This is a genomic window from Actinopolymorpha sp. NPDC004070 (assembly GCF_040610475.1).
Lineage (GTDB): Bacteria > Actinomycetota > Actinomycetes > Propionibacteriales > Actinopolymorphaceae > Actinopolymorpha.
Genome location: NZ_JBEXMJ010000004.1, coordinates 282,521 through 308,519, shown reverse-complemented (window position 1 = coordinate 308,519; position 25,999 = coordinate 282,521). Strand labels below are relative to the sequence as shown.

The window sequence follows — 25,999 nt, the reverse complement described above, 5'->3', positions numbered from 1 at the left end:
CCCCGCCGGACGCGGTTCGTCGGGTTCGGCCGCTCGACCGGCGTTTCCGTGCGGTCGGTCAGGCTACAGCTCACCCGCCGCCGCGGCCTCGGCCAGGCCGACCAGCGTGCGCACGCTGCTGCCCGTACCGCCGACCGGCGTGTAGCCCCAGGCAGAGCTGTCGTTGTACGAAGGTCCGGCGATGTCCAGGTGCGCCCACCGGATCCCCTCGCCGACGAACTCGTTCAGGAAGCTCGCGGCCACCAGGGCGCCACCCAGCCGCCCGCGGGCGACGTTGGCGAGGTCGGCGACCTTGGAGTCCAGGCTCTCCCGGGTGCCCTCGGGGATCGGCAGCGGCCAGCCGTCCTCGCCGGCGCGGGAGGCGGTCCGGCGTACGAACGAGTTGAAGTCCTCGTCGTTGCCCATGATCCCGAACGTCCGGCCGCCGAGCGCGACCATGCAGGCCCCGGTGAGGGTGGCGACGTCGACGATGACGTCGGGCTTGTCCTCGCTGGCCCGGGCGATGGCGTCGGCCAGGACCAGCCGGCCCTCGGCGTCGGTGTTGAGCACCTCGACGGTCTTGCCGCCGTAGATGGTCAGCACGTCGGAGGGCCGCTGAGCGGACCCGGACGGCATGTTCTCCGCCATCGGCGCCCAGGCCGTCACCGCAACCGGGAGCTGCAGGTCGGCGACCGCGGTGACCGCGGCGAGCACCGCCGCCGCGCCGGCCATGTCGCTCTTCATGGTCAGCATGCCCTCGTTGGGCTTGAGGGAGATACCGCCGGTGTCGAACGTGATCCCCTTACCGACGAAGACCAGGTGCTTCTTGGCCCGGGCCGGCTTGTAGCTCAGCCGGACGACCCGCGGCTCGCGTTCGGAACCCTGCCCGACGCCGAGCGTCCCGCCGTACCCCTTGGCCACCATCGCCTTACGGTCCAGCACCTCGACGGTGAGGCCGGCCCGCTTGCCGGCCACCCTGGCCTCCTCGGCGAACACCTCGGGATACAGGTCGGAGGGCGCGGTGTTGACCCAGTCGCGGGTGAGGTTCACCGCCGCCGCCACCGTCTCCGCCCGCGTCAAGGCGGTCTTGACGGCCTTGTCGCGCGCCTTGCCGGTCAGCACGGTGACCGCGGAGATCGGCGCCGGCCGCTTGTCGGCGTCGGTGCGGTAACGGTCGAAGGTGTACGACCCGAGCAGCGCACCCTCGGCGAGGGCGCCGACGCTCTCGGCGGCTCCGTCGCCCACCGCGAACGCCACGGTGTCGGCCTTGCCCGCCAGCCGGCGTACGACGGCACCGGCGGCCCGGCGCAGCGCCTCGACTCCCGGCTCGTCACCTCCCAGCCCGACCGCCGCGACCACGGTGGCGTCCACGCCGTCGGGAGAGGGGAGCAGCGTCACCTCCTCGGCCTTGCCCTTGGCCCCCAGCGCGGTGAGGGTCGCGGCGAGCCGGCCGCCGAACGCCTTGTCGACCTCGCGGGCCCCGGAGTCGAGCGTCACTTCCTGGTCACCGGGCGACACGCCGACGATCAGCGCGTCCACCTTCACCGAAGGGGCGGACGCCTTGCGGACGGAGATGCTCGGACTTTTCGCACTCACGCTTGATCTCTCCTCGTTGCCGGCTCGTTGACGGTGCCGTGTGGGTGAACAGGGCGGGTGAACGGAGCTGAGAACTTCGAAACGCCTGTCCGGCGGATGCTACGCCGTGGGTCCCCCCAACCGGCCGGTTCGGTAGGTTCGCGGACATGAAACGTTCGCCGCTGCACGACCGGCACCAGGGGCTCGGCGCGAAGTTCGCGGAGTTCGGCGGCTGGGAGATGCCGCTGGAGTACGCCGGGGGAGGCGTGCTGCGCGAGCACGCGGCCGTGCGGTCCGGCGCCGGCGTGTTCGACGTGAGCCACCTGGGCAAGGCGCGGGTCAGCGGGCCCGGGGCGGCGGACTACATCGACTCCACCCTGACTAACTCCCTGGCCAGGATCGAGCCGGGCAAGGCGCAGTACACCCTGTGCTGCGACGACGCCACCGGCGGAGTCGTGGACGACCTGATCGCCTACCTGCGCGGACCGGACGAGGTGTTCCTCGTGCCGAACGCCGCCAACTGTGCCGAGGTCGTCCGCCGGCTGGCCGCCCGGGCGCCGGCCGGGGTGGAGGTGGCCGACCTGCACGACGACTTCGTGGTGCTCGCCGTCCAGGGCCCGCGCAGCGACGACGTTCTTGCTGCCGCCGGGTTGCCGACCGGGCACGGGTACATGTCGTTCGTGCAGGCCGACTGGCAGTCGGCGCCGGTCACCGTCTGCCGTACCGGCTACACCGGTGAACGCGGGTACGAACTCGTGGCGCCGGCGCACGCCGGGACGGCGCTGTGGGACGCGATCCTCGCCGCCGGTGCGGCGTACGACATCGCGGCCTGCGGACTCGGCGCCCGCGACACGCTGCGCACCGAGATGGGCTATCCCCTGCACGGGCAGGACATCTCCCTCGACATCACCCCGGTGCAGGCCCGCCTCGGCTGGGCCGTCGGCTGGAAGAAGCCCGCGTTCTGGGGCCGGTCGGTGCTGTCGGCCGAGCATGCGGCCGGGCCCGCCCGGCGGCTGCTCGGCCTGGAGGCGATCGGCCGGGGTATTCCGCGGCCGGGCATGTCCGTGGTCGACGCCGACGGCTCGCCGGTGGGCGTGGTGACCAGCGGGACGTTCTCCCCGACCCGGCGGGTGGGGATCGGACTGGCCCTGCTGGACGCATCGGTGAGCGAGGGGTCGGAGGTCGCGGTCGACGTACGCGGCCGGCGGGAGGCGTTCGCGGTCCGCCGCCCGCCCTTCGTCGAGGCCTCTCCGACTGGCTGACCGGCACCGCGCCCGGACCAGGCTTCGGTGGGCTGGCGGCTATCTCGTTTGCGAGATAGCGTTCCCGGTATGGCGAACGAGTCCTCCCCGTCGTCCCGGGCCGACGACGACCTGCCGGTGATGCCCGGATTCCGGGAGATGGCGCTGCGGCGCCGGGCGCTGGCGGAGTCGCTGGTCGACCTGCGCCGGCGGTCCGGGCTCTCCCAGACCCAGGTGGCCGCGCGGATGGGTACGTCCCAGTCGGCGGTCGCCCGGCTGGAGGCCGGTGAGGCCGACGTACGCCTGTCCACACTGGAGCGCTACGCCGCCGCCGTCGGCCACCGGCTCGACGTCCGGCTCGGCGGCTCGACCCGATCCGACGCTCGACCCGAAGCCTGACCAGCCCGTAGAGGCCGACCACACCGGAGGAGCCTTGAGATGAGGGACGACCGGGGGATGACCTTCGACTCCTATGTCGCCGAGCAGCTTTTCCAGCGCCGGGTCGTACTGGCCCAGGGCTTCCTGGACGAGGAGCGCGCGACCCGTACGGCCGCCCAGCTGCTCACGCTGGAGGCACTGGCCCCCGACCCGATCCAGCTGCACCTGTCCTGCCCGGACGGCACGCCGGGCGCCGCGCTCAGCCTGGCCGACACGGTGCGCGTCCTGCACGCCGAGCTCACCGCGGTCGCGGTCGGTGAGGTGAGCGGCCCCGCGGTCGCGGCGTTCGCGGCGGCGCCGGTGCGGATCGCCTACCCCCACGCACGGTTCCGGCTGGCCGAGCCGAAGACGGCCGAGCACAGCGGCACCGCCTCCGAAGTGGACACCTACGCCCAGGAGTACCTCCGTCAGCGCGACGACCTGGTGGGCCTGCTGGCGGAGGCGACCGGACGGCAGGCCGAGTCGGTCGCCGCCGACCTGCGCACCGGCCGGTTCCTCACTGCCGAGGAGGCCGTCGGCTACGGGCTCGCCCAGCGGGTGGCCGCCGGCCGGTCCGTTCGCTGACCCGGGGGTTGTCCGAGCTGCCCGACCTCGGCCGACTGCTCGACCGCGGCGGACTCCCGCGATTCCGCGGACTCCGCCGGCGCGCCGAAGTCCACCGGCGCCTCGAACGCCGCCCGCCTGGCCGCCCGGCGAAGCGTGCCGAGCACGACCCGGCCGGCGAGCAGGATCAGGACGGCGTTCACCACTGCGCGTACGCAGTCCCAGCCGAACGACGTGGTGACGTAGAACGCCGCGTAGTGGCGGAGGTTGGTGAGCACCGGCTCGCCCGCGGCGTAGCTCATCCCGGCTGGGAGCGAGGTGGAGAACGGCCAGAAGGACAGGTTCAGCAGCGCGCCGTAGGCGAACCCCGCCACCCCCGCGTACACCGCGAGCAGCATCCGCTCGGGCCGCCCGGACGCGCGCGGAAGCAGCCCCGCGACCAGCCCGACCCAGGCCAGGCCGACCATCTGGAACGGCAGCCACGGCCCCACCCCGCCGGTCGCCAGCCCGCTGGCCAGGATCGTCACCGACCCCAGCGCGAACCCGAACCCTGCGCCGAACACCCGGGCGGCCAGGATCACCAGGAAGAGGGTCGGTTCGAATCCGCCGGTGCCGGGGCTGAGCGCCCGCAGCGCGGTCCCGGCTGCGGCGAGCACCCCGAGCATGGCGACGGCCTTGGCGTCCATGCCGCCCTCGGTCAGCTCGGCCAGCACGACCGCGACGACGAGGGGAAGCAGGACGAGGAAGAGGTACGGCGCGTTCGGGCCGGCGCCCCGGGCCGCCGCGGCCGCGTCACCGGCTCCGGTCAGGAACGGCCAGCCGAACCCGAGGACGCCGGCCAGGCCGGCCACAGCGAGCGCGGCGACCGACCGGGGTCGCAGCCGGACGACGTTGGTCGGGGGGCTGGACCGCTCGGTCACGACGCGGGTTCCAGCGCGGCCGCGACGTCGGCGACGGTGAGCCAGGCCTGCGGCCGCAGGATCTTCGCCACCTGCGGGGCGAACGTCGGCGACGCCGACACCACCGAACCCACCGGCCCGTCGGCGACCACCTCCCCGTCGGCGAGCACGACGACCCGGGTGGCCACCTCGGCGACGAGCTCGACGTCGTGGGTGGCGAACACCACGCCGTGCCCGGCGGCGGCGAGGTCCCGGACGATCCGCGTCAACCGCGCCTTGGCGGTGTAGTCGAGTCCACGAGTGGGCTCGTCCAGCAACAGCAGCGGCGGCTGCCCGGTGAGCACGACGGCCAGCGCCAGGCACAGCCGCTGGCCCTCGGACAGGTCCCGGGGATGCCGGCCGGGGGGTACGCCGGGAGCCAGCCGCTCCAGCAGCCGGGCACAGCTGCCGGCCGGTGCGTCGAAGTCCCGGTCGGCCTGGCCGCACTCCTGCGCCACCGTCTCCGCGTACAGCAGACTGCCCGGGTCCTGCGGCACCAGCCCCACCGCCCGGGCGATCGCCCGCGGTTTCGCGGTCGCCGGGTCCACCGGCTCCACCCCGCCGACCCGGACGGTGCCGGCCACCGGTCGGACCAGCCCCACCAGCGAGCCGAGCAACGTGGACTTGCCGGCACCGTTGCGGCCCATCAGAGCGACCACCTCGCCCGCGGCGACGACCAGGTCGAGGTCGCGTACCGCGGGCGGCTGCGCCGACCGGCGGCCGCCGTACCGCACGGTCAGTCCGCGCACCGTCGCCACCGTGTCCGCGGTGCCGACCGTGCCGTTCTTGTCGTCCGGCCCGGCCGTGCCTGCCGAGGGGCGGCCGTTGGCCGGCGGCTTGCGGGGTACGTCGGCCCGCACCGGCGGGTGCAGCGGCGCGAGGCGTTCGCGCAGCGGACCGGCCATCCGCCGGGCGTCCCGGACGCTGAGGGGGAGCGGGTCCCACCCGGCCAGCCGGCCGAGTGCGACCACCGGCGGCGCCACCGAGGAGCGGGCCATCATCTGCGCGGGCGGGCCGACCTCCAGCGCGTGGCCGGTGCCGTGGACCAGCACCACCCGGTCGGCGTACTGCACGACGCGTTCGAGCCGGTGCTCGGCCAGCAGCACCGTCACCCCGAGGTCGTGCACCAACCGCTGGAGGGCGGCGAGCACCTCCTCGGCGGCCTGCGGGTCCAGCGCCGACGTCGGCTCGTCCAGCACCAGGATCCGGGGATGGGTGGTGAGGACCGCGCCGATGGCGACGCGCTGTTGCTGCCCGCCGGACAGCGAGGCGATCGGCCGCCCGCGTACGCCGGCCAGGCCGAGGAGGTCGAGGGTCTCCTCCACGCGGGTACGCATCACGTCCGGCGGCAGCCCGAGCGACTCCATGCCGTACGCGAGCTCGTCCTCCACCGTGTCGGTGACGAACCCGGCGAGGGGGTCCTGGCCGACGACACCCACCACGTCGGCGAGGTCCCGCGGCCGGTGCGTGCGGGTGTCCCGGCCGTCGACGAGCACGTGCCCGGCCATCGTCCCGCCGGTGAAGTGCGGCACCAGCCCGTTGACCGCCCGCAGCAGCGTGCTCTTGCCGGCACCGGTCTGCCCGACGACCAGGCACAGCTCGCCTTCGGCGACCTCGAACGTCACGTCCTGCAGGACCGGCGACGCGGCACCCGGATAGCGCACGGACACCGCCTCGAACCTGATCATGCGAGCACCTCCGAAGAAGAGTCGGACGAGTCTGCCGGGACTGAGGTGCCTGTCGAGGCTGACGAGCCGGGCGGGCCGGTCGCCGGTTGCGGCGGCGGTGAGCACCAGGCGGGCAGCAGCCCGAGCAGGGCGCCGATCGTGGGCAGCACCGGCAGGCCGGGCAGGGTCAGGGGAGAGGCGGACACCACGACGTCGGGTAGGCCGGTGGACGCGGCCCAGGTGAAGGCCGCCGCCACGGCCACCCCGCTGGCGGCGACCAGCCACTCCGGCAGTGCCCACGGGTCGGGGCGGTACCGCGTGCGCACGGCCCGCCGCCCGGCCAGCGCCAGCCCGGCCACCGCGGCGGCGCCACCGGCCACCAGCATCGGCACGCCGAACAACGGCCCGCCGTCGGCGGCGAGCAGGCCGTAGGCACCCGCGCAGAGGCCGACAAGCCCGCCGAGGACGAGCACCGCGGTCGTCGCCCGGGTGGCCCGCGGCACCTGGCCCACCCGGCCGTACCCGCGCGAGTCCATCGCCGCCGCCAGCGCCAGGGAGCGTTCCAGCGCGCCCTCCAGGAGGGGTACGGCGGTGGCCCGCAGCGAGCGCAGCCCCCGGTCGGCCCGGCCGCGCAGCCTGCGTGCCGACCGGGCCCGCGCGGCGTCCCCGACCAGTTGGGGAGCGAACGTCATCGCCACCACCACGGCCACGCCGAGCTCGTACAGCGCGCCCGGCATCGCGGCCAGCAGCCGCTTGGGGTTGGCCAGCGCGTTCGCGGCGCCGATGCAGGCGAGGACGGCGGCCAGCCGCAGTCCGTCGTACGCCGCGGACGCCAGCGCCTCGGCCGTCACCGCGCCACCGATCCGGATCCCCTCCAGCCAGCCCGGCAGCGGCACCTGCGGCAGCGTGAACAGCACCGTCCGCCCGGTCACCGCCGCGCCGAACAGCGACTGGAAGACCACCCGGATCGCGATCACCACGAGGCCGAGCCGCAGGAACGCGGCGTACGAACGTGCCCACGGCGCGGACGTACGACGGGCCGCCACCACGTAGCCCGCGACGGCGAGCACCAGCACCAGCAGCAGCGGGTTGGTGGTGCGGCTGGCCGCCGTCGCCAGGCCGAGCGCCCACAGCCACCACGCACCCGGGTGCAGGGTGCGCGGCAGCGTGGGACGGTGGACGGCGCGCATCGGCTCAGGCGCCCTGGTCTGCGTTCCGCCGTCGGCGCAGGAGCAGCAGCCCGCCGCCCAGCAGGACGACGACGACCGCCACCACGGGAAGGACGGGCAGCCCGCCCGAGCCCGCGTCGACGGCGCGGTCGCCGGCACCTTGGCGGGGTTCGCCGGCGCCGGCCTTCTTCCCGGACGCCTTGGCGTCGGTGTGACTCGCGGGCAGGGCCAGCGCCACGGTGGGCTCCGGCGAGGCGACCGCCGGCTCCTTCTTCACCGGATCGCCGCAGCCGGTGGACGGGAAGCCGTCGATCCCGCAGATCATGCTCTTCTGGTCGCGGACGTCGGCGACGGCGGCGAGGACCTGCGCGGAGGTCGCCTTGGAGTCCACGACCGCGCACGCGCCCCGTGGTTTCGCGGGCTGTTGCCCGCCGGGCGCCTCGTCGGCCAGGCCGTAGTCGAGGACGACCCCCACCCGCTTCTTGCCGGCCTGCGCCTTGGCGTCACCGCACAGCGCGCCGAAGTCGGCGGCCGCCCGCGGCAGCCGGGGCGGCGACTTCTCACCGGACACCGCGAACCGCCAGCCGTCGACGGCGCCGTCCTTGGGGGTGACCGAGCCGGGTCCGACCGAGGCCATCTTCCAGGTGTTGTCCTTCCACTGGAAGAACCCCCAGTAGCGGTACGCGGACGCCTGCGCGACCCCCGCGCCGACGGTCGTGGCGAGCAGGCCGGCGGCCAGCACGGTCGCCAGGGTGGTCAACAGGAAGGCCGCGGCAGAGCGCCTGGCGGCCTTCGTAACGAGCCTCATTCGGTGTCCTCTTCTCATGGTGCGGTCACGGCCAAGGGAACCGGGACCACACATGAGAACGCCCCCGGCCGCGCGGCGTGGAACGCCGGCAGACGAGGGCAGGGCTCGGGTGCGTGACCCGCGCTCCGCCCGCAGACCTCGACGGGTGTCGTGGAGCCGGTCGTCGTCGGCAGGTGCTCCGGCTCGCCGCGGGCACCCGGTGAGTTCGCGGCGATCCGGCTCGACGGCGGGTCGAGTCAGGTCGTACGGACGTGCGGGCACGCGGCCTACGGTTGCGGGTCAGCGCCGGATTCGGACCGGCTTCCCCTGCGTGCGAGACCTGGGTGGGTCTCGCCCGACGACGTCGTGCAGGACGGACGCTCTCACGGCCGACCCGGGAAGTCAAAGATGTCCGGAACCCGGTGAGGCGCTCCGGTGGGAGGGAACTGTGCCGGGACCTCTGCGGGGCCTGTTCGGGTCGGGTGCGGTCCCGCGCGACCGGCACCGGCCGTGCCCGACCGAGCTGACCACGACGACCCCCGGGAAACCTCTAAGCTCGGCTTTCATGACCTGGACGTGGCGACTCGAAGATTCCGAGGGCAACCCCGTGGACGCCGGCGAGCTCGCCCACAGCGAGTTCCCGTCGCAGAGCGACGCCGAGAGCTGGATCGGCGAAACCTGGCGCGAACTCGCCGGAAGCGGTGTCGACCAGGTGACACTGCTCGAAGCCGGGCGCGAGGTCTACGGCCCGATGAGCCTGCACCCGGCCGACTGAGAGACCGGCCCGGGAACCCGAAGCCGGACGCCGGGCGGGGAAGGTCGTACCGCTAGGCGGAGATCTTCTCCCCGCCGGGCTTGACCTGCGGCTTGGGCATCCGCAGCCGGCGGATCTGCGTCGACCGCATGATGCCGTACGACAGCGCGCCGCGGTGGCTGTCGTTGGGGAACTCCTCGCGCAGCCGCTTCTTCAGCCGCCGCCCCAGCAGGAGCAGGTCCAGCGGCACGATGATGATCGCCACCAGCCAGAGGTAGGTCGCCACCACCCGCACCTGCGGCATCGGCAGGGTCATGAAGATGAAGATGACCAGGAAGTACGGCAGGAGGTACTCCGCCGGGGTGCGCCGGGAGTCGACGTAGTCGCGGACGAACCTCCGGACCGGGCCCTTGTCCCGCGCCGGGAGGTAGCGCTCGTCGCCGGTGGCCATCGCCTGCTGCATCCTGGCCCGCTCCGAGCGTGACTTCTCCCGCTGCTGGCGGACCGCCTCCTTGCGGTCGCGCGGCGCGCTGACCCGCGTCTTGCGGGCCTGCTCGGCCTCGCGGCGCTTGGGCGTGGGGCGTCCCTTGCCGCCGGCGCCGGCGACCTTGGTGGACGGCGTCGGCTCGGTGGCCGTCTCGGCGGGGGCCTCGGTTGTCGTACGGCGTCGGAACACGCCCACAGAGTAACGGTCCGGCAAATCAGCGCCCCAGCCCGCCCGGGGACGTCGCCGGCGCGGTCCACGACGGGATCCGCCCCGGATTAGCCCCGGGATCTGCCCGGGCTCCGCCCGGACCTCCACCCGGCGTCGCGGCGCCGCGAAACGCCCGGAATCACCGTCGGAACACCGGGGGAAACCGCGTGGGGGAGTCCGCCGGGAACTCCGCGGGATCGCGGCTCGTCTAGGGGAAATGTCCGGGACAGGTGGGGTCGCCCTTGTACGTTCGTCGGCATAGGGTGAACCCACACACGACGCCGTCCCGTGCCATCCTGCGGCAGGGAGGCACGACCGGCCTGGAGACGAAGGGGGCGGCCGACCTCGATGGGTATTCTCAACCGCTTCGCGATGATCTTCCGCGCGAAGGCCAACAAGGCGATGGACCGCGCCGAAGACCCGCGCGAGACGCTCGACTACTCCTACACGAAGCAGCTGGAAATGCTCCAGAAGGTCCGGCGTGGTGTGGCTGACGTCGCGACCAGCCGCAAGCGGCTCGAGCTGCAGATGAACCAGCTCAACCAGCAGTCGAACAAGCTCAAGGACCAGGCGCAGAAGGCGCTGTCGATGGGGCGGGAGGATCTCGCTCGCGAGGCGCTCACCCGCCGGTCCGGCGTGGAGCAGCAGATCGGCGACCTCAGCACGCAGCACGCCACGCTCCAGGGCGAGGAGGAGAAGCTCACCCTCGCGGCGCAGCGCCTGCAGACCAAGGTCGAGGCGTTCCGCACCAAGAAGGAGACCATCAAGGCCACCTACACCGCGGCCGAGGCGCAGACCCGGGTGGGCGAGGCGTTCACCGGTATCTCCGAGGAGATGGGCGACGTCAACCTCGCCGTGCAGCGGGCCGAGGACAAGACGGCCGAGCTGCAGGCCCGTTCCGGTGCGATCGACGAACTGCTGGCCTCCGGTGCGCTGGACGACGTCACCGGCACCAGCAAGGACGACATCTCCCTGGAGCTGGAGCGCATGGCGTCGGGCAACGACGTCGAGAGCGAGCTGGCCGCGATGAAGGCCCAGCTCGGTGGGGGCTCGGCACCGGCCAGGGAGATCGAAGGACAGGCCACCCCCGGCGAGGAGGCATCGCCGTCCGCGACGCAGCAGTCCGCCCAGCCCGCACCGGACCGGCCACAAAGGCAGGGTGAGGGATCGTGATCGTTCGCATCCTCGGCGAGGGGCAGCTTCGGGTTCCCAACGAGCACCTCGACGCACTGAACGAGCTCGACGCGAGGCTGGAGGTCGCGGTCAACGCCGGGGACGAGGAGGGTTTCCGGGGAGCGCTGACCGGCCTCCTCGACCAGGTACGCGCGGTGGGCACGAAGCTGCCGGACGACTCGCTGGAGGAGTCCGACCTCTTCCTCCCGCCGGAGGACGCCACGGTCGACGAGGTGAAGGAGCTTCTCGGGGAGGAAGGCCTCATCCCCGGATAGATCGGACGGTCCCCGCAACCGACCCGACACAGCAGGTGAGTGACCTCATACGCCACACGCGCGAGCGCCGGGAACATTCCGGTGCTCGCGCGTCGTCGTATGAGTGACTCTTCAAGGAGCGGTGAAACACATGGCTCGCACACGATTCCAACCCGACCGGGGCCTCACCTCGCGGATGGTCCTGGTCATGTTCCTGCTCGGCCTGCTGTACGTCGCGGCCGTCGGCGGACTCATCGCCGCCGGGCTCAGCTGGGCCTGGGTGATCATCATCGCCGGCGGGTTCCTGCTGGCGCAGTGGTTCTTCTCCGACAAGATCGCGCTGGCAGCGATGGGCGCCCGCGAGGTCACGCCCGACGAGGCGCCGGAGCTGCACGCGGTGATCGACCGGCTGTGCGCCCTCGCCGACATGCCCAAGCCGCGGGTGGCGGTCGCCGACACCGACATGCCGAACGCCTTCGCCACCGGGCGCAGCCCGAAAAAGGCCGTGGTGTGCGTCACCACCGGCCTCATGCGCCGGCTGACCCGGACCGAGTTGGAAGGCGTGCTCGCCCACGAGCTGTCCCACGTCGCCCACCGCGACGTCGCGGTGATGACCATCGCGTCGTTCCTCGGTGTGCTCGCCGGCCTGGTCGCGCGGTTCGGGATGTACTCCGGCATGGGCCGCGGCAGCCGGGACAACAACGCCGCGATGGTGTTCGCCGTGGTCTGGCTGGCCAGCATCGCGGTCTACGTGATCAGCTTCCTGCTCACCCGGGCGCTGTCCCGCTACCGCGAGTTCGCCGCCGACCGGGCCGGTGCCTACCTCACCGGCAACCCCTCCGAGCTGGCGTCCGCGCTCACCAAGATCTCCGGTGACATCGCCCGGATCCCGACCCGGGACCTGCGCAGGTCCCAGCCGGCCCAGGCGTTCTTCTTCGCCCCCGCGGCGGTCGGCAAGTCGCTGGGCAACCTGCTGTCCACCCACCCATCGACCGAGCAGCGCCTGGCCCGGCTGGCGCAGGTCAGCGCCGAGCTCGGCAAGCCGATGCTGTAAGGAAGTCCCACCATGTGGGCGCTCACACCGAGTGGGCGCCCACGGTCGTTCACCTCCAGGCCTCCGTCCCCGTGGACCCGAAAGGCTGCCGGCATGAAGTTCCTCGACGCGATCCTCGGACGTAGCCAGCCGAAGCGGCCCGACCTCGACCAGCTGTTCGGGCTTCCGCAGGCCGCGCTGACGCTGCAGGCGGCCGCCGACTTCCGGCCCACCGGCGTGGGCTCGGTCTGCTACCGCGCCGCCGAGGGCGGGGCGTTCGCGACCACCCAGGCCGACATCCAGGAGCTGCTGGACGCCGACGAGGGTCCGAAGGTCGAGCGGGTCAGCGACGACTACGGCTTCACCTGGCTGGTCATACGTCACGACCCGGAGGACTCCTCCGGCCTGGTCACCGACCTGCACGCGGTCAACTCCTCGCTGGAGGCGGCCGGGTTCGGGCCGTTCCTGCTGTGCTCGCTGGTCACCTTCGTCAACGGCGACGGCCGCCGGCTGGCGCTGGTCTACCTCTACAAGCGCGGCGCGTTCTACCCCTTCGCCCCGCTGTCGGGCGAGCGCCGGGACAACGCGCTGGAGCTGCAGACCCGGGGCATGGTGGCCAACGACCTGAAGATCGAGCAGGACCTGTCCCGCTGGTTCCCGGTGTGGGGTGCGCCCGGCCTGTGAGCGGCGGTGCGCCGCGCCTGCGGGTCCGCTTGCGAGCTGGTCAGAGGAACGCGCCGGACGGCAGGTACGTCGCGGGCGGGCGCATGTGCCGCAGGCACAGGTAGCCCTCGGTACGCAGGGACAGCCCGGCCGCCAGGGCCACGTCGACGGCCCACTCCTGGTCGGCGGTGAGGTAGTCGATGTGGACGTCCGCGCCCTGCGGCGACACCGCCAGCGCTCCCCACAGCAGCCGCTGGGCGATCTTTCGGCTGGTGGCGGCCAGCATCACCGGTGACCCGGACGGGTCGACGAAGCAGTAGCCGCTCCCGGTGAGGGTGTCCGACACCAGCAGGCCGTACTCCGCGCACAGGAACTCGTGGTCGACGCCGTGCGCGGCTCCGCGTACCCGCCGGTCCACCGAGTCGCACAGGTCCTGGTCGCCGGGCCCGCCCGTACGTACACCGTCCACCACCGGCAGTGCCGAACGATCGACCGAACCGGCGATCCGGATGGTCGGGTGCAGCGTGAAGCCGGCGAGCCGGTAGCGGCGGGCGGCTCGGGGGTCGGCGGTGGAGATGATGATGCCGCGCAGGCAGCCCTGGCTGTAGCCGAGGGCGGCGTCCAGCAGTGCCGCTCCGACCCCCGCGCTCTGCGCCTGCGGGTGGACGAAGTAGGCCGACAGGCCCCACAGCTTCTCCCGGCGCAGCGACATCGCCACCCCGACCACGTTGCTGCCGCCCCTGCTTCCGCCGTCGGCTTCGGCGACCCAGCACCCGTCGGCGTCGTGCCGCAGCAGGTGCTTGGCGCGGCGTTCCCAGCGCCCGCTCCAGTCAGGTGTCGGCGGGCCGGACGGGGGAGCCGGCAGCGCGGCCGGACGGGTGGCCGCGCGGCTCCGCTGCAGCGCCTCGTGGGTGAGCGCACGCGCTGCCCCGATGTCGTCGTCACGCATCGGCCTGATCAACACGGGCTCGACCCTAGTACGGCGCATTACACGGCGGCATCACGTGAGGACCTGGGGCGTTCGGACCGGATCAGGCGCACCCCGGAGCCGGGTGCGCCGCGCCGACCCGCAAGGATGGCGCCCGTGCGCGTGTTGATCGCTCCCGACAAGTTCGCCGGAACTCTCACTGCCGTCGAGGCCGCGCAGGCGATGGCCGCCGGTTGGCTCGACCAGGCGCCGGACGACGAGGTGATGACCGTACCGATGTCGGACGGCGGCCCGGGCTTCGTGGACGTCCTGTCCGCCGCACTGGGCGGTGAGCTGCTCGCGGAGACGGTCACCGGCCCACTCGGTGAGCCGACCCCGGCGACCGTCCTGCTGGACGAGGGCACCGCCTACATCGAGACGTCGCAGGCGTGCGGACTGGACCTGGTGCCGCCGGCGCTCCGGGACCCCGAGCGCGCCACGACCTACGGCGTGGGCGAGCTGGTCGCGGCCGCGCTGGAGGCGGGTGCTCGCCGGCTGGTGCTCGGCCTCGGCGGGAGCGGTACCAACGACGCGGGTGCGGGCCTGCTCGCCGCCCTCGGCGCGACCTCGGAGCCGGCCGGTGCCCTGACCTCCGGCGGAGCGGCCCTGGCTCAGGTGACGGCGCTCGACCTGGCGCCCGCCCGGGCGCGGCTCGCCGGCGTCGAGGTCCTCGCCGCCAGTGACGTCGACAACCCCCTGCTGGGGCTGCGGGGCGCGACCAACGTGTTCGGCCCGCAGAAGGGTGTCACGGAGGAACGCCGGATCCCGCTGGACGCGGCCCTGGAGCACTTCGCCGACCTGGCCGACCGGTCGCTGGCCGATGCCAAGGGCGCGGGCGCGGCCGGCGGGCTCGGCTACGCACTGTTGCTGCTCGGTGGCACCCGGGTGCCCGGCATCGAGACGATCTCGGCCGCGGTGGGGCTGCCGGACCGGGCGCGGGCGGCCGACCTCGTGCTCACCGGGGAGGGGTCGTTCGACTTCCAGTCCGCCAGCGGCAAGGTGGTCTCCGGCGTGGCGGCGGTGGCCGGTGAGGCGATCCGGCCGTGTGTCGTACTGGCCGGTCAGGTGCTGGTCGGAGTCCGGGAAATGCGGACGATGGGTGTCGAGTCCGGATACTCCCTGGTCGACCTGGTTGGCCGGGAGCGGGCGCTCGGCGCGCCGCGCGACAGCCTGGTCGAGCTGGCCCGGCGGGTGGCTCGAACCTGGTCCCGCTGAGGCCGGACGAGGTCCCGAAGAGCGTCGTCCGCTTCGAACTATGCGACCATGGTCGGGTGCATCGGAATGTACGGTGCACCCGCAGGCGTTGAGCCTCACGACATCTATCTCCGGGACAACCACGGGAGTCCGAAGGATGACCATTCAGGGCGACGTGACCCAGCAGGACCAGCAGGCCGACGGCGTGGTGCTCACCGACGCGGCCGCGTCCAAGGTCAAGAGCCTCCTCGAGCAGGAGGGTCGGGACGATCTTCGACTGCGACTCGCCGTGCAGCCCGGTGGCTGTTCGGGCCTGCGCTACCAGCTCTTCTTCGACGAGCGCGACCTGGACGGCGACACGGTTCGTGAGTTCGGGGGCGTCGGTGTGGTCGTCGACCGGATGAGCGTTCCCTACCTGCAGGGTGCGGTGATCGATTTCGTCGACACCATCGAGAAGCAGGGCTTCACCATCGACAACCCCAGCGCCACCAGCTCCTGCGCCTGCGGCGACTCGTTCCACTGAGTCGACCCGCCACGCCCTGCCCGGACACCTGAGCCGGGTGGGTGGGGCGTAGCTGACGGCTGTCGGAGCATCGGACGGCCCCTTCGGCGCGGACTCTGTGTCCGCGCCGAAGGGGCCGTCTCGTATGTCCGGGGGCGGGTTCTCGGGGGGCTCAGCTTTGCCCTGCCGGGTCGTCGGCGTCCAGGAAGATCGGGTTGGTGAACGCCGCCATGCCCTCGAACACGGCCGGCTGGGGGGAGGTGTGGCGTACCTCCACCCGGACGTACTTCGAGACCGCGGCAGTGGTGGTCCAGGTGACCCGCCAAGGCTCCACGTCGACCTCAGCTTGAGCCTCGACCCCGGATCGAGGGTCGTCGGCCGGGTCCGATCCCGCGCCCGATTCCGGCGGGGCGAGCGCCGGCAGCGGCAGTTGGGCAAGAATCCCCTCGTCGGAGACGAACCGGACGAACCCGTTCCGGACACCTCGGACCGTCACCGCGAGCTCGACCGGAGTGTCGGACGCCACTGGCAGCCGCTCACCGATGCCGACGGCCCGCCCGTCGGCACTGGCGCCGAACGTCACCTCCACCGCGGCCGACTCCGCGACGTAACTGCGGCCCGCGCGCACGCCGGCGAGGATCGCGTCCCGCGTCAGGTCCTCGGCCCACACCACCGTCTGGCCCAGCCCGACCGCGTCGTCGTGGGCGTGGGTGTCGCTGCTGCCGACGGCCGGCAGCCAGCGGCCTTCGGCGTCCGCGACCAGCGCCGCGTCCCACTGCCGCAGCGACACCTCGTCGTCGGGGGTCCACGGGCCGTTCCACACCTCCACCACGTCCACCTCGGCGAAGCCGAACTTCCAGGCACAGCCGACGTACGGGCAGAAGGGATGGGCCGCGATCGCCAGCCCGCCGAACCCGTGCAGCATCTCGACCACGCGGGGGAGCACGCCGTCCACGGCCCGGAACCGCCAGTCGACCCAGGTGCCCGCGGGCAGGCCGGCCACCACCAGGTGACCGTTGCGGGTGGTGACCTCCTCGCCGTTCACCACCAGCAGGTCGTCCGGCACGTGGTGGCCCCAGATGCCGTGGGCGGAGGTCGTGTTGTGCTCGGTGGAGACGACGAAGTCCAGCCCGGCGGCCCGCGCGGAGGCGAGGAGTTCGGCCGGTTCGCGTACGCCGTCGGAGTGGACGGTGTGCGTGTGCAGGTCGCCGCGGTACCACGCCGGCCCGCGGCCCGCGGCCCGGAGCGGGGCGGGGCTCGGGACGAACGGCGGCCCGGGGTCGCCGGTACGAGCGGTGACCTCGACCCGGTAGGCGAGACCCTGCGGCGCGACGGTGTAAGGGCCGAGCGCGATGTGCCACGTGCCGGGCTGGATCGGTCCGGGCAGGTAGCCCGGGGTCGCGCCGGAGGCGGAGAGGACGAACTCGTCGCGCGCGCCGCCGGACCAGCCGCGGAACCCGGCCCGGTCCTCGACGCGGTGCCCGCGCGGGTCGAAGATGCCGATGTCGAGTGCGTTGCCGGGCACCCCGGGCGGTGCGGCGGGACGGTCGTAGTCGTAGCGGACGGCGAGCTCGGTCACGCCGGGCGGTACGTCGACGGGCAGGTAGACCCAGTCCGGCGTACCGGGCTCCAGCCGGCCCGAGAGGACCTGGGTGAGGAAGTCGTCCCGCCGGGTGTTCGCGGGGTCGGGCACGGCGGGCGGGGTGTCCGGGGTTTCCGGGGAGAGCGTCACGGCACCGAGTATGGCCGGGCAGCCGCGGTCGCGGAGGCGGTGCCGGGACCGGCCGCGGGCCGGCGTTCAGTCCGACGTTCAGCCGACGTTCAGGCCGACGTTCAGGCCGAGGACGTGGGACGGCGGCCGAAGCCGGCGAGGAACCGGCCGATCCGGGTGGCCGGCCCGGAGTCCGGCCGGGCCGGCTGCGCGTCGGCGGGGAGTTCCTCCGGCCCGGTCGGCGGTGCGGCGCCGGCCCGGCGGGCGTGCCGGCGGGCCAGCGTGAGGTACTGCTCGGCCACCGCGGTCGGCGGCCCGCTGCGCAGGCGCCGGCTGCGTTCCAGCCAGGCCTGCGCCTGCCGGGCCGCGGCCACCTCGTCGTGCGGACGGCGGCGTTCCTCCAGCAACAGCCCGGTCAGCTCGGGGGCCACGAGCACCGCCGAGCCCAGATGCTGCAGACACCTGGCCTGGCCGGCGGTGTCGGCGATCTGACGGAACCCGGTGAGCGCACGCTGCCAGCGCACGACCGCCGCCGGTGAGCGGCCCTGCATCCAGGCGGCGACACCGCGGAGTTCGTGCGTGTACGCCAGGCCGCTCGGGTCGGCGCTGTCGGCCGCCCGGGCCTCGGCCAGGTCCAGCCGGTCCAGCGCGCGGCCGGGCAGCCCCTGTCGCAGATGCACCTCCGCCATCGTCAGCAGCGTCGTCACCTCGCCGGACACGTCGCGGACCGGCAGGGCGGCCCAGCACAGGTAGAGCTCCTGTTCCGCGTCGCGCAGGCGTACGCCCGCGGCAGTCGGATCCTCCGCAGCGGCAGCCAGGGCCAGCTGGTGCAGGGCGGCCTCGTGGTGGCGGCGGGCCTGCAGAGCGGAGGCGTACCTGCGGTGGCGGACCGGCAGCCGGGTGTCCGCGGCCCGCGCGAGCTCCGCCTCGGCCTCGGCCAGCCGTCCCGCCTGGCGGACGGTGGCGGCGTGCCGGATCCGCGCGAGCTGGGCGAGGTCGGGCCGGCGGGCCTGTCGCAGTACGCGGACGAACTCGGGTGGCTGTCCAGCCGGGTCGCCGGGCCGTCCGGTCCGGGCGCGCCAGCGGTCCAGCGCGTCGGCGAGGGTGCACAGGTCGTCGACCAGCCCGGCACCCAACCCGGCACCCAACCCGGCACCGAGCCCACGCCCAAATGCCGGGCCGGATCCCGACGAGGGGCCCGCGACGGGCTCGGCACCCTCGTCGTGGGGGCCGCCGGCCAGCAGGGCGTTCAGCAGCGGCTCGGTCGTCTGGAACCAGCGCGCCGCCGCCGCGGCGCCGGCGGTGGAGTCGAGTGCCCGCATCCAGGTGCGGGCCAGGGTGGCGTAGTGGCGTACGAGTGCCTGCCGGGCCACCGCCGCACCCGCCGCGCCCTCGGGCGTACTCCCCGGCGCGCGGATCACCGCCCGGATCTCGTCCGGCAGGCGGTACCTCCCAGCCTCGGTCTCCCGGACGAGCCGGCGGTCCCGCAGCTCGGCGACCGGATCGGGGCTCGGCTCGACCTGCCCGCCGGGCAGCGGGTCCTCGCCGCGTTCGAGGATCTCGATCAGGTCGTCCAGGCTGCCGCGTACCGCCTCGATGGCCTCCACGGTGAGCTCGGTGACCGAGAGCTCGGCCAGCGCGCCCAGCAGCAGCCTGGCCCGCCGGGACAGGCTGCCCCCGGTGCGTTTGAGGATCACGGTCCAGACGAGCTCCATCCCGGGCCGGCCCACCGTGCCGTCGAACGCACGGAGCAGTTCGTCCGGCGTCCACGGCCCGCCCGGGCGGACGTATTCGCGGGCGAGGTCGTGCGCCGCCTTGGGCAGGCCGCCGCAGTGGGGGAGTACGCCGTCCAGCCAGTCCCCGGGCGGATCGCTCGGGCCGCCCGCGTTCACCCAGACCGCGCGGAGGGTCTCGGTTCCGACCGGCGGCAGCGTCACCACCTCGTACGGCCGCCCGACCGAACCGTCGCGGTCGGGGTCGGTGCGCTCGGCGAGCTGGTCGGGCTGGCCGAGCTCGCCGGGTTGGTCGTCGGGTTGGTCCGGCCGACCGGGCTCGATCGGCTCGAACAGCCCGGCCAGACCAGGCCGCCCGACCACGAGCAGCCGGGGTTCGCCCGGCCGGGCGGACAGTACCGGCGCCAGCCACTCCAGCTGGCCGGTCGCGGTGAGGTTGTCCAGCACCAGCAGCACCCGGCGGTCGGCGAGTACGCCGTGCAGCCGGCGGGCGGCCTCGGGCAGGTCGGCGTCCGACGTCGGCGCGGTCAGCCCGAACGCCGGCAGCAGGTGGCTCGCCAGGGTCAGCGGACTGTCCGGCTCCCACGCCCATCCCCGCAGGTCGAACGGTGCGACCTGGCCGGCCCGGATCGTGCCCAGCTCGAGGAGCGTGTGGACGACGCCGGCGGCCACCGCCGAGGTGCCGGTTCCGGGTTCGCCGAGGATGGCGGCGACCCCGTGTTCACGCAGCAGGTGGGCACCGCGCGCGACGGCGGCGTCCCGGTCGTCCAGCACCGGCCTGGGCCGGTGCCAGACCGGCCGGATCGGCGTACCCGGGGCGACCAGCGCCAGTTCCCTTCCCCGGCCGGCGGCCTGGACGCGCCGCCGCTCCAGCACCCGCAGGACCACGGTGCCCAGCACCACGCCGACGAGCACGACCACCAGCCCCACCCGCACCGCGCCGTTGAGGTCGGCGCCGAGTGGGCTGGTGTTCCACACGTCGGTGAGGACGTTGACCGCCACGCCGCTGAGCAGTGCCAGGGCGATCGCGCTGGTGCTGCGCAGGAGGAGGTGGAGCGGACCCGAGCGCGGTCGGCGCAGTACCCACGGCTCCGGGCCGCCGAGGTCGGTGACGTCGGCGGGGGAGACGCGCTCGGGCTGGCGCGCCGGGCCCGGTCGGTAGCCGGGACCCGACGGTGCACTGCCCGGGCGCTGGCCCGGCCCGCCGTCCCCGGCGCCGGAACCGGGGACGTTGCCGGGGACGACCGCCGGAGAAGCGCTCGGAGGCCGGCTGTCGTCCACCGGTGGCGTACTCATCGCAACACCCCGCCGGTGAGGCCGGGCACCACCCAGCGCCGCCAGGTCAGCAGCAGCAGGATCGACGGCACGGCGGCGGAGACGACCGCCGCCGCGGCGACCGGACCGGTCGAGGTGGCGAACTGCCGAGCCTCGCCCCACAGCACCAGGGTGAGCGGGCTGGCGCCCGGGCCGCTGACCAGGAAGCTCACGATGAAGTCGTCCCACACCAGCACGAACTCCACCACCGCCACCGCCACCAGCGCCGGTCCGGTGGTACGCCAGACGCGGGTCGCACCGGTGCGGTAGCCGGTCAGCCCGCCGAGCGCGTCGGCGTAGCGGCCCTCGTTGCCCGCCGACAGCGCCGCCCGCAGCAGCAGGATCGCGAACGGCAGTCCGGCCGCGGCGTGCATCATGACCAGCGGCAGCCGGGACCCGCTCAGGCCGACCGCGGTGAACGCCTGGCGCAGCGGTCCGACGTACATCTGCACCGGCAGCACCGCGAGGACGCTGAGGACGGCCAGGACGACGGTGAGCGCTCGGCCGCGGACGACACCGGCGGCCAGCGCGTGCGCGGGCACCACCGCGATGCTGACCACGAGCAGCGCGGAGCCGGTGGCCACGCCGAGCGTGCCGAGCAGCGCGCCGGGCAGTCCGGCGTTCCACACCTCGGCCAGCGAGGCGAGGCTGAGCAGGTGGCTCGCCGGCTGCCACCAGCCGAGCAGGCCGGCGTCGCCCGGTTCGCGAACCGCAGTCGCGACGAGCACGAACAACGGGAACGCCCACAGCAGGCCGACCGCGATTCCGACCGTGCCGCTCAGCCACGGAACGCGGCGTCGCCAGCCGGCCAGCAACTGGCGCCGCCACCACGGCGGAGGTGGCTGCGGCACGCCGTGCGGGATGCGCATCCCCTTGCGGGCGGCCAGCGCGGCAGCGGCCACCACCGCGAGCAGGACCAGCGCGATCGCGGCGGGTTCGCCCTGCTCGGTGGCCGACGTGGTGAGCCGCCACCAGCGCACCGACACCACGTCCACCTCGTCCTGCATCGGCACCGGCACCACGATCAGCACCAGGTCGAAGATCCGGGCGGCGGCGACGAGGAGGGTGAGGACGACCACCGCGGTGACCGGGCGGAGCATCCGCCACTGCAGCCGCCACACGCCGTCCAGCCAGCCGGTCGGTCCCTGCAGCCGGGCCCGGCGGATGAGCTCGGGAGGGATCGCCTCCAGCCCGGCCCGGAACAACGAGACCACGAAGCCGAGCCAGGTCCAGGCGAACGCCGACACCAGCACCCACCAGACCCACCACGGGCCGAGCCAGACCGGACTGCCGCCGAAGAGGTACGTCAGCAGGGCGGTGGCGGTGCCGCGTTCGGGTGCGGGGTCGAAGATGATCCGGAACGCCGCACCCGAGGCCAGCGCGGACAGGCCGAACGGCAACATCAGCACGTTGACGAAGACCACCGACCAGCGGCCCAGCCGCCGGCTGAGCAGCGCGATCCAGAAGCCGACCAGCACCAGGACCAGCGCCACCACCAGCCAGCCGATGGTGTTGAGGAACGCCCGCCGGGAGTCCTGGTCGGTGAACACCCGGGCGAGGTGCCCGAGGTGCAGCCAGCGCGGCGACCCGAGCGCGGAGCCGGCGGTGAGGACCGTCGGGACCACCAGCAGCGCGACCAGGAGGGCGCCGGCGGCCACGAGCAGGGCCGCGTACAACCCGGCGAACCCGCGGCCGCCCGGAACGAGCGGGCCGGACATCGGGCGGCTGGTGACCTCCAGTCGCAGGCCGCGGTGGCTTCGGATCACCATCAGCCGCCGCCGGTTCCGACGCCGATGTCGCGGGAGGTGCCCTCGGCGCCCTCGGAGGCGTTGGTGCCGCCCGCGCCGGCCGCTCGTTCCCGCTCCTCGGCCAGCCGCATCCGGGCGACGAACCGCGCGATCGCCTCGTCCACGGTCCGGCCCGCGCCACCGTCCTTCCTGGGTGCCACGTCGGCGAGGAAGTCCTTCAGTGCCCGCCACATGCCTTCCCGGGACCCCACCGCGCCGAGCTGGTCGGACAGATCGAAGTGAAACCTGCCGGTGCGCAGCTCCTTCGCGAGCGCGGCGGCCTGCGGGGAGTAGGACGTGGCGGGCGTGTCGTGGTCGGCGGCGATGAAGCCGCCCGTCCGCGCGATCCACGGACGCGGGGCGAGCGGGTTCGCGAGCCGGCGGAGCAGGTCCACCGCCTCCGGGGCGGCCGGCCGGGTGAGCACCATCACGTCGCCACCGGCGACCAGCGGAGCGGGCAGGTCGGGCGACATGTGCGGGAAGCGGAACACCCCGACGCTCGCCCGGTCACCGGCGGTGAACCGGCGTACGTACGGCTCGGCGTAGTCGGCCACGACCACCATCGCCGCCCGGCGGTAGGCGAACACCTCCAGCACCGACTCGGGGAACTGCCGGACCAGCGACCCGGTCACCCCGCCTGTCAGCGTCCCGGCCGGACCCCACAGCTCGGCCAGCCGGCGCAGGCACGCGCGCACGGGGGCGCTGCCCCACAGGGCGGGCCGGAGCGCGGGATCGCCGGCCAGGCGTTCGTACGTCGCCGGCGAGGTGCCCACCAGGACGTTCTCGAAGAAGTCGGTGAGCGACCACCCGTCGGCCACGCCCAGGGCCAGGGGGTGCACGCCGGCGGACCGCAGCGTCCGGTTGAGCCGCAGCCACTGGGCCCAGGTGCCCGGCGGTCGCAGGCGGAGGCGGCGGAACAGGTCGCGGTCGTACCAGACCGCCGACTTGTTCGACATCTTGAACGGCAGGCCGTACGGCCGGAGCGTGCCGGCGTGGTCGGCGGCGAACAGCAGCGAACGCCACACCGGCGCGTAGCGAGCGGCCCGCCCGGCGGACCGGGAGGAGTCGGCAGCCCCGGACGTCCCGGCGGAGGCGTCCGGCCACAGGTCGGTGGGGATCGGTGCCAGCGTGTCGAGGTGGCGGCGCAGCTCACCCGGCAGCGGCAGCATCACGAGGTCCAGCCGCCCCGCGCCGCGCGCCGCCGGCGCGGTCCCGATGTCGTCCCCGAACGGCACCGGCGTCACGTCGTAGGTCATCGGCCCGAAGCCGGGCAGGTGGTCCAGCCCGGCGAGCACGCTGCGGAACGCCGCCAGCTCACCCGCGCTCCAGCTCACCGCGACCCGCACGGTGGGACGCTCGCCGAGGACGGTGGACGCGCCGCAGCCGGTCGCGGCACCGGCCAGCGGGGTCAGGGCGGCCGCGCGCAGCAGGGCTCGCCGCGTCGGCGCGGGCGGCTCAGGCATGGCGGCTGCCGCGGTCGGGGTCCCGGGACGCGCCGCCACCGACCCGCTCGGCCGGCTCGTCCGGCTCGTCCGTCTCGTCCGTCTCGTCCGGCTCGGCCGGCTCGGCTGTCTCGGTCGGTCGACGTTCCGCCGACCGTGCCGGCGAGTCGCCTGCCGGAGCACTCGCGGGGTGTACGTCGACCGGGTCGGGGTCGAGCAGTCTGGTGCGGGCCGGGTCGGTGGTGAGCACCAGCCCGGCCACCTCGCCGAACAGCCCCCTCGGCCCCGGCACACCCGCCGGGTCCAGCCGCAGGCGTTCGAACTCCAGTGCGGCGTCCCACGTGGGGAGGTCGGGGGAGTCCTCCACCACCAACGCGCACGGCCGCCAGCACAACGCCATCGCGAACCCGCCGAGCTGGCGCTGGCCCACGGTGAGCTGCTCGGGGTAGCGGCCCAGCAGGCGGCGCAGCCCGAGCCGGCTCGCGGTCTCCCGGGCCTGCGCCGCCGCCCTTCGCCGGGACACCCGCACGGTGGGACAGCTCGCGCGGGTGAGGTTCTGCTGGAGGGTCAGGCCGGGTTCGAGTCCGCCCGAGGGCGGGACGTACCGCACCCGGCACTGGTCGCCGTTGCCGGCCCGGTGCCGGCGGCGCCGGTGGTGGTCGTCGGGTTGCTCGAGGACGTTCACGTCGTCGACGAGCACCCGGCCGTCGTCCGGCGCGACCAGCCCGAGGACCACCTCGAGCAGGTCGCGCACCGACTCCTGGTCGCGTACGACGGCGGCGCGGACGGTGCCGACGGGCACGTTCAGCGACCAGGACGTGCACACGTCCTCGACGCTGAGGTCGTCCAGTCGCAATCCGGCCATGCCGCTCCCCGTACCGACGCCCCGACAGGTAGCCCACCCGACAGACAGGTAGACCACCTTAGGTGATCACGCTCAGGCCTCTACCCGAAGATCACCGGAGTCAGGTCGGGGTCGTCGAAGTCGGCGTCCAGCGGGTGGATCGGACGTACGACGTGCTGGTGGTCCAGCCGGAGCAGGTCCTGGTCGACGCCGCCGGGGGTCAGCGCCAGCACCCAGCCCTTGGCGGCCTGGTACAGGTCGGGCTGGAGGTAACCGATCTTCACCGCGGTCAGGTCGTGGTCGGCCGGCTCCAGTCCGAGCGCCTGCAGGTGGGCGACGTAGTGGAACGGCTTGCGCCTGCTGGTGAGCACCGCGGACACCCCGCCGGAACGCACCACCGCGATGTCGCCACCCACCTGGTCCTCGCGAGTGACGTGGGTGACCTCGCCGCTCATCGCCACCGGCTCGCCGCCACCGAAGACCCCACCGACCTCGACGTCGACCCGGCCGCCGACGCCCGCGTCCACACAGGCGCGAACGGCCTCGGGGGCGACGCAACTCGCCCAGATCGCGGTGCGTTCGCCGGAGGCGAGCGCCGGGGTCGCCAGCAGGTGGCCGAGCAGCCAGGCGACGTCGTTGGACCCGCCCGCGGTGGGGTTGTCGCCGGAGTCGCTGACGAAGAAGGGCCGCTGACCGGACTCGAACGCCTGCGCCACGCACCACTCGGCCGGTCCGGCCGGTGCGCAGAACTCGAAGTCGTGCCGCGCGTCCCACCAGGCCCGGGCGATCCGCTCGGCCTGGGTGCTCACCACGTCGTGGTCGGTGCCGTACACGACGACCGTCGCCGCCGAACGCGGCTCGTCCGCCCAGGCGTAGCCCACCCACAACGAGGCGTCCATGACGCCGTCCAGGCGTTCGGCCTCTTCCACCGAGGCGTAGACCGACTTCGCCGGCTCCACCCGGGTGCTGGTCTTCTCTCCCGGCAGCAGCACAGGGACCCGCACCCACGCCCGCACCGGGCGGATTCCCTCGACCAGGCACCGGACGAGGTTGCGTACCGCCCGCTCGCGCGTCTCCACGTAGTCCAGGTGCGGAGCCGTGCGGTAGGCGGTGAGCAGGTCGACGGTCTCGGCGAGGTCCTCCGACACCTGCCCGTGCAGGTCCATCGACGCCGAGATCACGCAGTCCGAACCGACCAGCGACCGAATCCGGTGCGCCAGCGCGGCCTCCGCGTCACGGCGCCCCTCGACTGCCATCGCGCCGTGGATGTCGAAGTAGAAGCCGTGCAGCTCGCCCTCGTCCAGCGCGGCCCGCAGCCGGTCCAGGATCTCCGCCTCGATGGTGTCGTACACCTCCGGCAGCACCTGACCGCCCGGCAGCGCGGACGCCTGCAGCAGCGGGACGAACTCCACCTCGGGCTGCTCCGGCAGCCGCCAGTCGACCAGGAACGGGTAGCGGTCGGCGAGCTCCGTGCCCCGGCCGACGCGGAAGTCGTCCAGGGCGGTGCGGTGGGTGGTGAACGTGCTCGACTCGGTGGACATGCCGGCGATGGCGATGCGGTAGGTCATGTCGGAGGTTCTACACCAGGGCGGGGACG

Annotated in this window: 23 protein-coding genes and 1 riboswitch; of the genes, 10 read left to right on the top strand and 13 right to left on the bottom strand. The window is 73.9% G+C overall.

Translation table 11 applies throughout. The features are described 5' to 3' along the window. Positions 1–63 precede the first annotated feature (63 nt). On the bottom strand, positions 64–1,575 hold the full coding sequence (locus ABZV93_RS10230) for a leucyl aminopeptidase (protein ID WP_354933109.1): 1,512 nt from the start codon (positions 1,573–1,575) through the stop codon (positions 64–66). A 146-nt stretch (positions 1,576–1,721) separates the two neighbouring features. Between ABZV93_RS10230 and gcvT the strand changes: the two genes are divergently transcribed. The 3 genes from gcvT to ABZV93_RS10215 all read left to right on the top strand — a co-directional run bounded on the left by gcvT (position 1,722) and on the right by ABZV93_RS10215 (position 3,797). Beyond that, positions 1,722–2,816: a glycine cleavage system aminomethyltransferase GcvT gene (gene gcvT, locus ABZV93_RS10225; protein WP_354933107.1), complete on the top strand. Its 1,095-nt coding sequence runs from the start codon at positions 1,722–1,724 to the stop codon at positions 2,814–2,816. A 69-nt stretch (positions 2,817–2,885) separates the two neighbouring features. After that, positions 2,886–3,194: a helix-turn-helix transcriptional regulator gene (locus ABZV93_RS10220; protein ID WP_354933105.1), complete on the top strand. Its 309-nt coding sequence runs from the start codon at positions 2,886–2,888 to the stop codon at positions 3,192–3,194. A gap of 39 nt (positions 3,195–3,233) precedes the next feature. Next, complete coding sequence (locus ABZV93_RS10215; RefSeq protein ID WP_354933103.1) at positions 3,234–3,797, top strand: ATP-dependent Clp protease proteolytic subunit; 564 nt, start codon at positions 3,234–3,236, stop codon at positions 3,795–3,797. Here the strand turns inward: ABZV93_RS10215 and ABZV93_RS10210 are convergent. The 4 genes from ABZV93_RS10210 to ABZV93_RS10195 are packed head-to-tail and all read right to left on the bottom strand — an operon-like array spanning position 3,752 to position 8,358. Further along, on the bottom strand, positions 3,752–4,696 hold the full coding sequence (locus ABZV93_RS10210) for an ECF transporter S component (protein WP_354933101.1): 945 nt from the start codon (positions 4,694–4,696) through the stop codon (positions 3,752–3,754). The two genes, ABZV93_RS10215 and ABZV93_RS10210, sit on opposite strands and share 46 nt — an antisense overlap. Then, positions 4,693–6,402, bottom strand: a complete 1,710-nt coding sequence (locus tag ABZV93_RS10205) for an ATP-binding cassette domain-containing protein (RefSeq protein ID WP_354933099.1) — start codon at positions 6,400–6,402, stop codon at positions 4,693–4,695. The genes ABZV93_RS10210 and ABZV93_RS10205 overlap by 4 nt, the downstream gene beginning before the upstream one ends. Then, entirely contained in the window at positions 6,399–7,571 is a 1,173-nt protein-coding gene (locus ABZV93_RS10200; protein ID WP_354933097.1) for an energy-coupling factor transporter transmembrane component T, read from the bottom strand. The genes ABZV93_RS10205 and ABZV93_RS10200 overlap by 4 nt, the downstream gene beginning before the upstream one ends. Positions 7,572–7,575: 4 nt before the next feature. After that, positions 7,576–8,358, bottom strand: a complete 783-nt coding sequence (locus ABZV93_RS10195) for an SCO2322 family protein (protein ID WP_354933095.1) — start codon at positions 8,356–8,358, stop codon at positions 7,576–7,578. A gap of 171 nt (positions 8,359–8,529) precedes the next feature. Beyond that, positions 8,530–8,666: riboswitch (cobalamin riboswitch) on the bottom strand. A 236-nt stretch (positions 8,667–8,902) separates the two neighbouring features. Between ABZV93_RS10195 and ABZV93_RS10190 the strand changes: the two genes are divergently transcribed. Continuing rightward, entirely contained in the window at positions 8,903–9,112 is a 210-nt protein-coding gene (locus tag ABZV93_RS10190; protein ID WP_354933093.1) for a hypothetical protein, read from the top strand. Between the two features lie 52 nt (positions 9,113–9,164). Here the strand turns inward: ABZV93_RS10190 and ABZV93_RS10185 are convergent, their stop codons facing one another. Then, positions 9,165–9,767 carry a DUF3043 domain-containing protein gene (locus ABZV93_RS10185; protein ID WP_354933091.1) on the bottom strand — a complete coding sequence of 201 codons (603 nt, stop codon included), beginning with the start codon at positions 9,765–9,767 and terminating at the stop codon, positions 9,165–9,167. A gap of 366 nt (positions 9,768–10,133) precedes the next feature. On the opposite strand from ABZV93_RS10185, the gene ABZV93_RS10180 reads away from it, so the two are divergent. The 4 genes from ABZV93_RS10180 to ABZV93_RS10165 all read left to right on the top strand — a co-directional run bounded on the left by ABZV93_RS10180 (position 10,134) and on the right by ABZV93_RS10165 (position 12,929). Continuing rightward, positions 10,134–10,958, top strand: a complete 825-nt coding sequence (locus ABZV93_RS10180) for a PspA/IM30 family protein (RefSeq protein ID WP_354933089.1) — start codon at positions 10,134–10,136, stop codon at positions 10,956–10,958. Continuing rightward, positions 10,955–11,233, top strand: coding sequence for a hypothetical protein (locus tag ABZV93_RS10175; RefSeq protein ID WP_354933087.1), 279 nt, complete (start codon positions 10,955–10,957; stop codon positions 11,231–11,233). The genes ABZV93_RS10180 and ABZV93_RS10175 overlap by 4 nt, the downstream gene beginning before the upstream one ends. Before the next feature lie 130 nt (positions 11,234–11,363). Further along, on the top strand, positions 11,364–12,266 hold the full coding sequence (gene htpX / locus ABZV93_RS10170; protein WP_354933085.1) for a zinc metalloprotease HtpX: 903 nt from the start codon (positions 11,364–11,366) through the stop codon (positions 12,264–12,266). Between the two features lie 93 nt (positions 12,267–12,359). Then, the gene (locus ABZV93_RS10165) at positions 12,360–12,929 is read left to right on the top strand and encodes a hypothetical protein (protein WP_354933083.1); all 570 of its coding nucleotides are present in this window, start codon (positions 12,360–12,362) and stop codon (positions 12,927–12,929) included. 40 nt (positions 12,930–12,969) lie between these two features. Here the strand turns inward: ABZV93_RS10165 and ABZV93_RS10160 are convergent, their stop codons facing one another. Next, positions 12,970–13,872 (bottom strand): GNAT family N-acetyltransferase, encoded by a 903-nt coding sequence (locus tag ABZV93_RS10160; protein ID WP_354933081.1) that lies wholly within the window; start codon positions 13,870–13,872, stop codon positions 12,970–12,972. Positions 13,873–13,983: 111 nt separating this feature from the next. On the opposite strand from ABZV93_RS10160, the gene ABZV93_RS10155 reads away from it, so the two are divergent. Together ABZV93_RS10155 and ABZV93_RS10150 are read left to right on the top strand one after the other, a co-directional pair. After that, complete coding sequence (locus ABZV93_RS10155) at positions 13,984–15,090, top strand: glycerate kinase (protein WP_354933079.1); 1,107 nt, start codon at positions 13,984–13,986, stop codon at positions 15,088–15,090. 136 nt (positions 15,091–15,226) lie between these two features. After that, positions 15,227–15,592, top strand: coding sequence for an iron-sulfur cluster assembly accessory protein (locus ABZV93_RS10150; protein WP_092655922.1), 366 nt, complete (start codon positions 15,227–15,229; stop codon positions 15,590–15,592). 151 nt (positions 15,593–15,743) lie between these two features. Here ABZV93_RS10150 and ABZV93_RS10145 read toward each other — a convergent pair whose 3' ends face one another. The 6 genes from ABZV93_RS10145 to ABZV93_RS10120 all read right to left on the bottom strand — a co-directional run bounded on the left by ABZV93_RS10145 (position 15,744) and on the right by ABZV93_RS10120 (position 25,970). Beyond that, positions 15,744–17,303, bottom strand: a complete 1,560-nt coding sequence (locus ABZV93_RS10145; protein ID WP_354933076.1) for a CehA/McbA family metallohydrolase — start codon at positions 17,301–17,303, stop codon at positions 15,744–15,746. 101 nt (positions 17,304–17,404) lie between these two features. Then, positions 17,405–20,311 (bottom strand): hypothetical protein, encoded by a 2,907-nt coding sequence (locus tag ABZV93_RS10140; protein ID WP_354933074.1) that lies wholly within the window; start codon positions 20,309–20,311, stop codon positions 17,405–17,407. Next, positions 20,308–22,098, bottom strand: coding sequence for a sugar ABC transporter permease (locus ABZV93_RS10135; protein WP_354933072.1), 1,791 nt, complete (start codon positions 22,096–22,098; stop codon positions 20,308–20,310). The genes ABZV93_RS10140 and ABZV93_RS10135 overlap by 4 nt, the downstream gene beginning before the upstream one ends. After that, the gene (locus tag ABZV93_RS10130; RefSeq protein WP_354933070.1) at positions 22,098–23,579 is read right to left on the bottom strand and encodes an extracellular solute-binding protein; all 1,482 of its coding nucleotides are present in this window, start codon (positions 23,577–23,579) and stop codon (positions 22,098–22,100) included. Before ABZV93_RS10130 ends, ABZV93_RS10135 begins: the two co-directional genes overlap by 1 nt. Further along, positions 23,572–24,423, bottom strand: coding sequence for a hypothetical protein (locus tag ABZV93_RS10125; RefSeq protein ID WP_354933068.1), 852 nt, complete (start codon positions 24,421–24,423; stop codon positions 23,572–23,574). The genes ABZV93_RS10130 and ABZV93_RS10125 overlap by 8 nt, the downstream gene beginning before the upstream one ends. Positions 24,424–24,503: 80 nt before the next feature. Next, positions 24,504–25,970 carry a M81 family metallopeptidase gene (locus ABZV93_RS10120; RefSeq protein ID WP_354933066.1) on the bottom strand — a complete coding sequence of 489 codons (1,467 nt, stop codon included), beginning with the start codon at positions 25,968–25,970 and terminating at the stop codon, positions 24,504–24,506. Positions 25,971–25,999: the final 29 nt, after the last annotated feature.

Bases quoted from the DNA above. Each gene is read 5' to 3' on its own strand.
- gcvT (WP_354933107.1), top strand. From the start codon at position 1,722: ATGAAACGTTCGCCGCTGCACGACCGGCACCAGGGGCTCGGCGCGAAG.
- ABZV93_RS10220 (WP_354933105.1), top strand. From the start codon at position 2,886: ATGGCGAACGAGTCCTCCCCGTCGTCCCGGGCCGACGACGACCTGCCG.
- ABZV93_RS10215 (WP_354933103.1), top strand. From the start codon at position 3,234: ATGAGGGACGACCGGGGGATGACCTTCGACTCCTATGTCGCCGAGCAG.
- ABZV93_RS10205 (WP_354933099.1), bottom strand. From the start codon at position 6,402: ATGATCAGGTTCGAGGCGGTGTCCGTGCGCTATCCGGGTGCCGCGTCG.
- ABZV93_RS10200 (WP_354933097.1), bottom strand. From the start codon at position 7,571: ATGCGCGCCGTCCACCGTCCCACGCTGCCGCGCACCCTGCACCCGGGT.
- ABZV93_RS10195 (WP_354933095.1), bottom strand. From the start codon at position 8,358: ATGAGGCTCGTTACGAAGGCCGCCAGGCGCTCTGCCGCGGCCTTCCTG.
- ABZV93_RS10190 (WP_354933093.1), top strand. From the start codon at position 8,903: ATGACCTGGACGTGGCGACTCGAAGATTCCGAGGGCAACCCCGTGGAC.
- ABZV93_RS10180 (WP_354933089.1), top strand. From the start codon at position 10,134: ATGGGTATTCTCAACCGCTTCGCGATGATCTTCCGCGCGAAGGCCAAC.
- htpX (WP_354933085.1), top strand. From the start codon at position 11,364: ATGGCTCGCACACGATTCCAACCCGACCGGGGCCTCACCTCGCGGATG.
- ABZV93_RS10165 (WP_354933083.1), top strand. From the start codon at position 12,360: ATGAAGTTCCTCGACGCGATCCTCGGACGTAGCCAGCCGAAGCGGCCC.
- ABZV93_RS10155 (WP_354933079.1), top strand. From the start codon at position 13,984: ATGGCGCCCGTGCGCGTGTTGATCGCTCCCGACAAGTTCGCCGGAACT.
- ABZV93_RS10150 (WP_092655922.1), top strand. From the start codon at position 15,227: ATGACCATTCAGGGCGACGTGACCCAGCAGGACCAGCAGGCCGACGGC.
- ABZV93_RS10140 (WP_354933074.1), bottom strand. From the start codon at position 20,311: ATGAGTACGCCACCGGTGGACGACAGCCGGCCTCCGAGCGCTTCTCCG.
- ABZV93_RS10135 (WP_354933072.1), bottom strand. From the start codon at position 22,098: ATGGTGATCCGAAGCCACCGCGGCCTGCGACTGGAGGTCACCAGCCGC.
- ABZV93_RS10130 (WP_354933070.1), bottom strand. From the start codon at position 23,579: ATGCCTGAGCCGCCCGCGCCGACGCGGCGAGCCCTGCTGCGCGCGGCC.
- ABZV93_RS10125 (WP_354933068.1), bottom strand. From the start codon at position 24,423: ATGGCCGGATTGCGACTGGACGACCTCAGCGTCGAGGACGTGTGCACG.
- ABZV93_RS10120 (WP_354933066.1), bottom strand. From the start codon at position 25,970: ATGACCTACCGCATCGCCATCGCCGGCATGTCCACCGAGTCGAGCACG.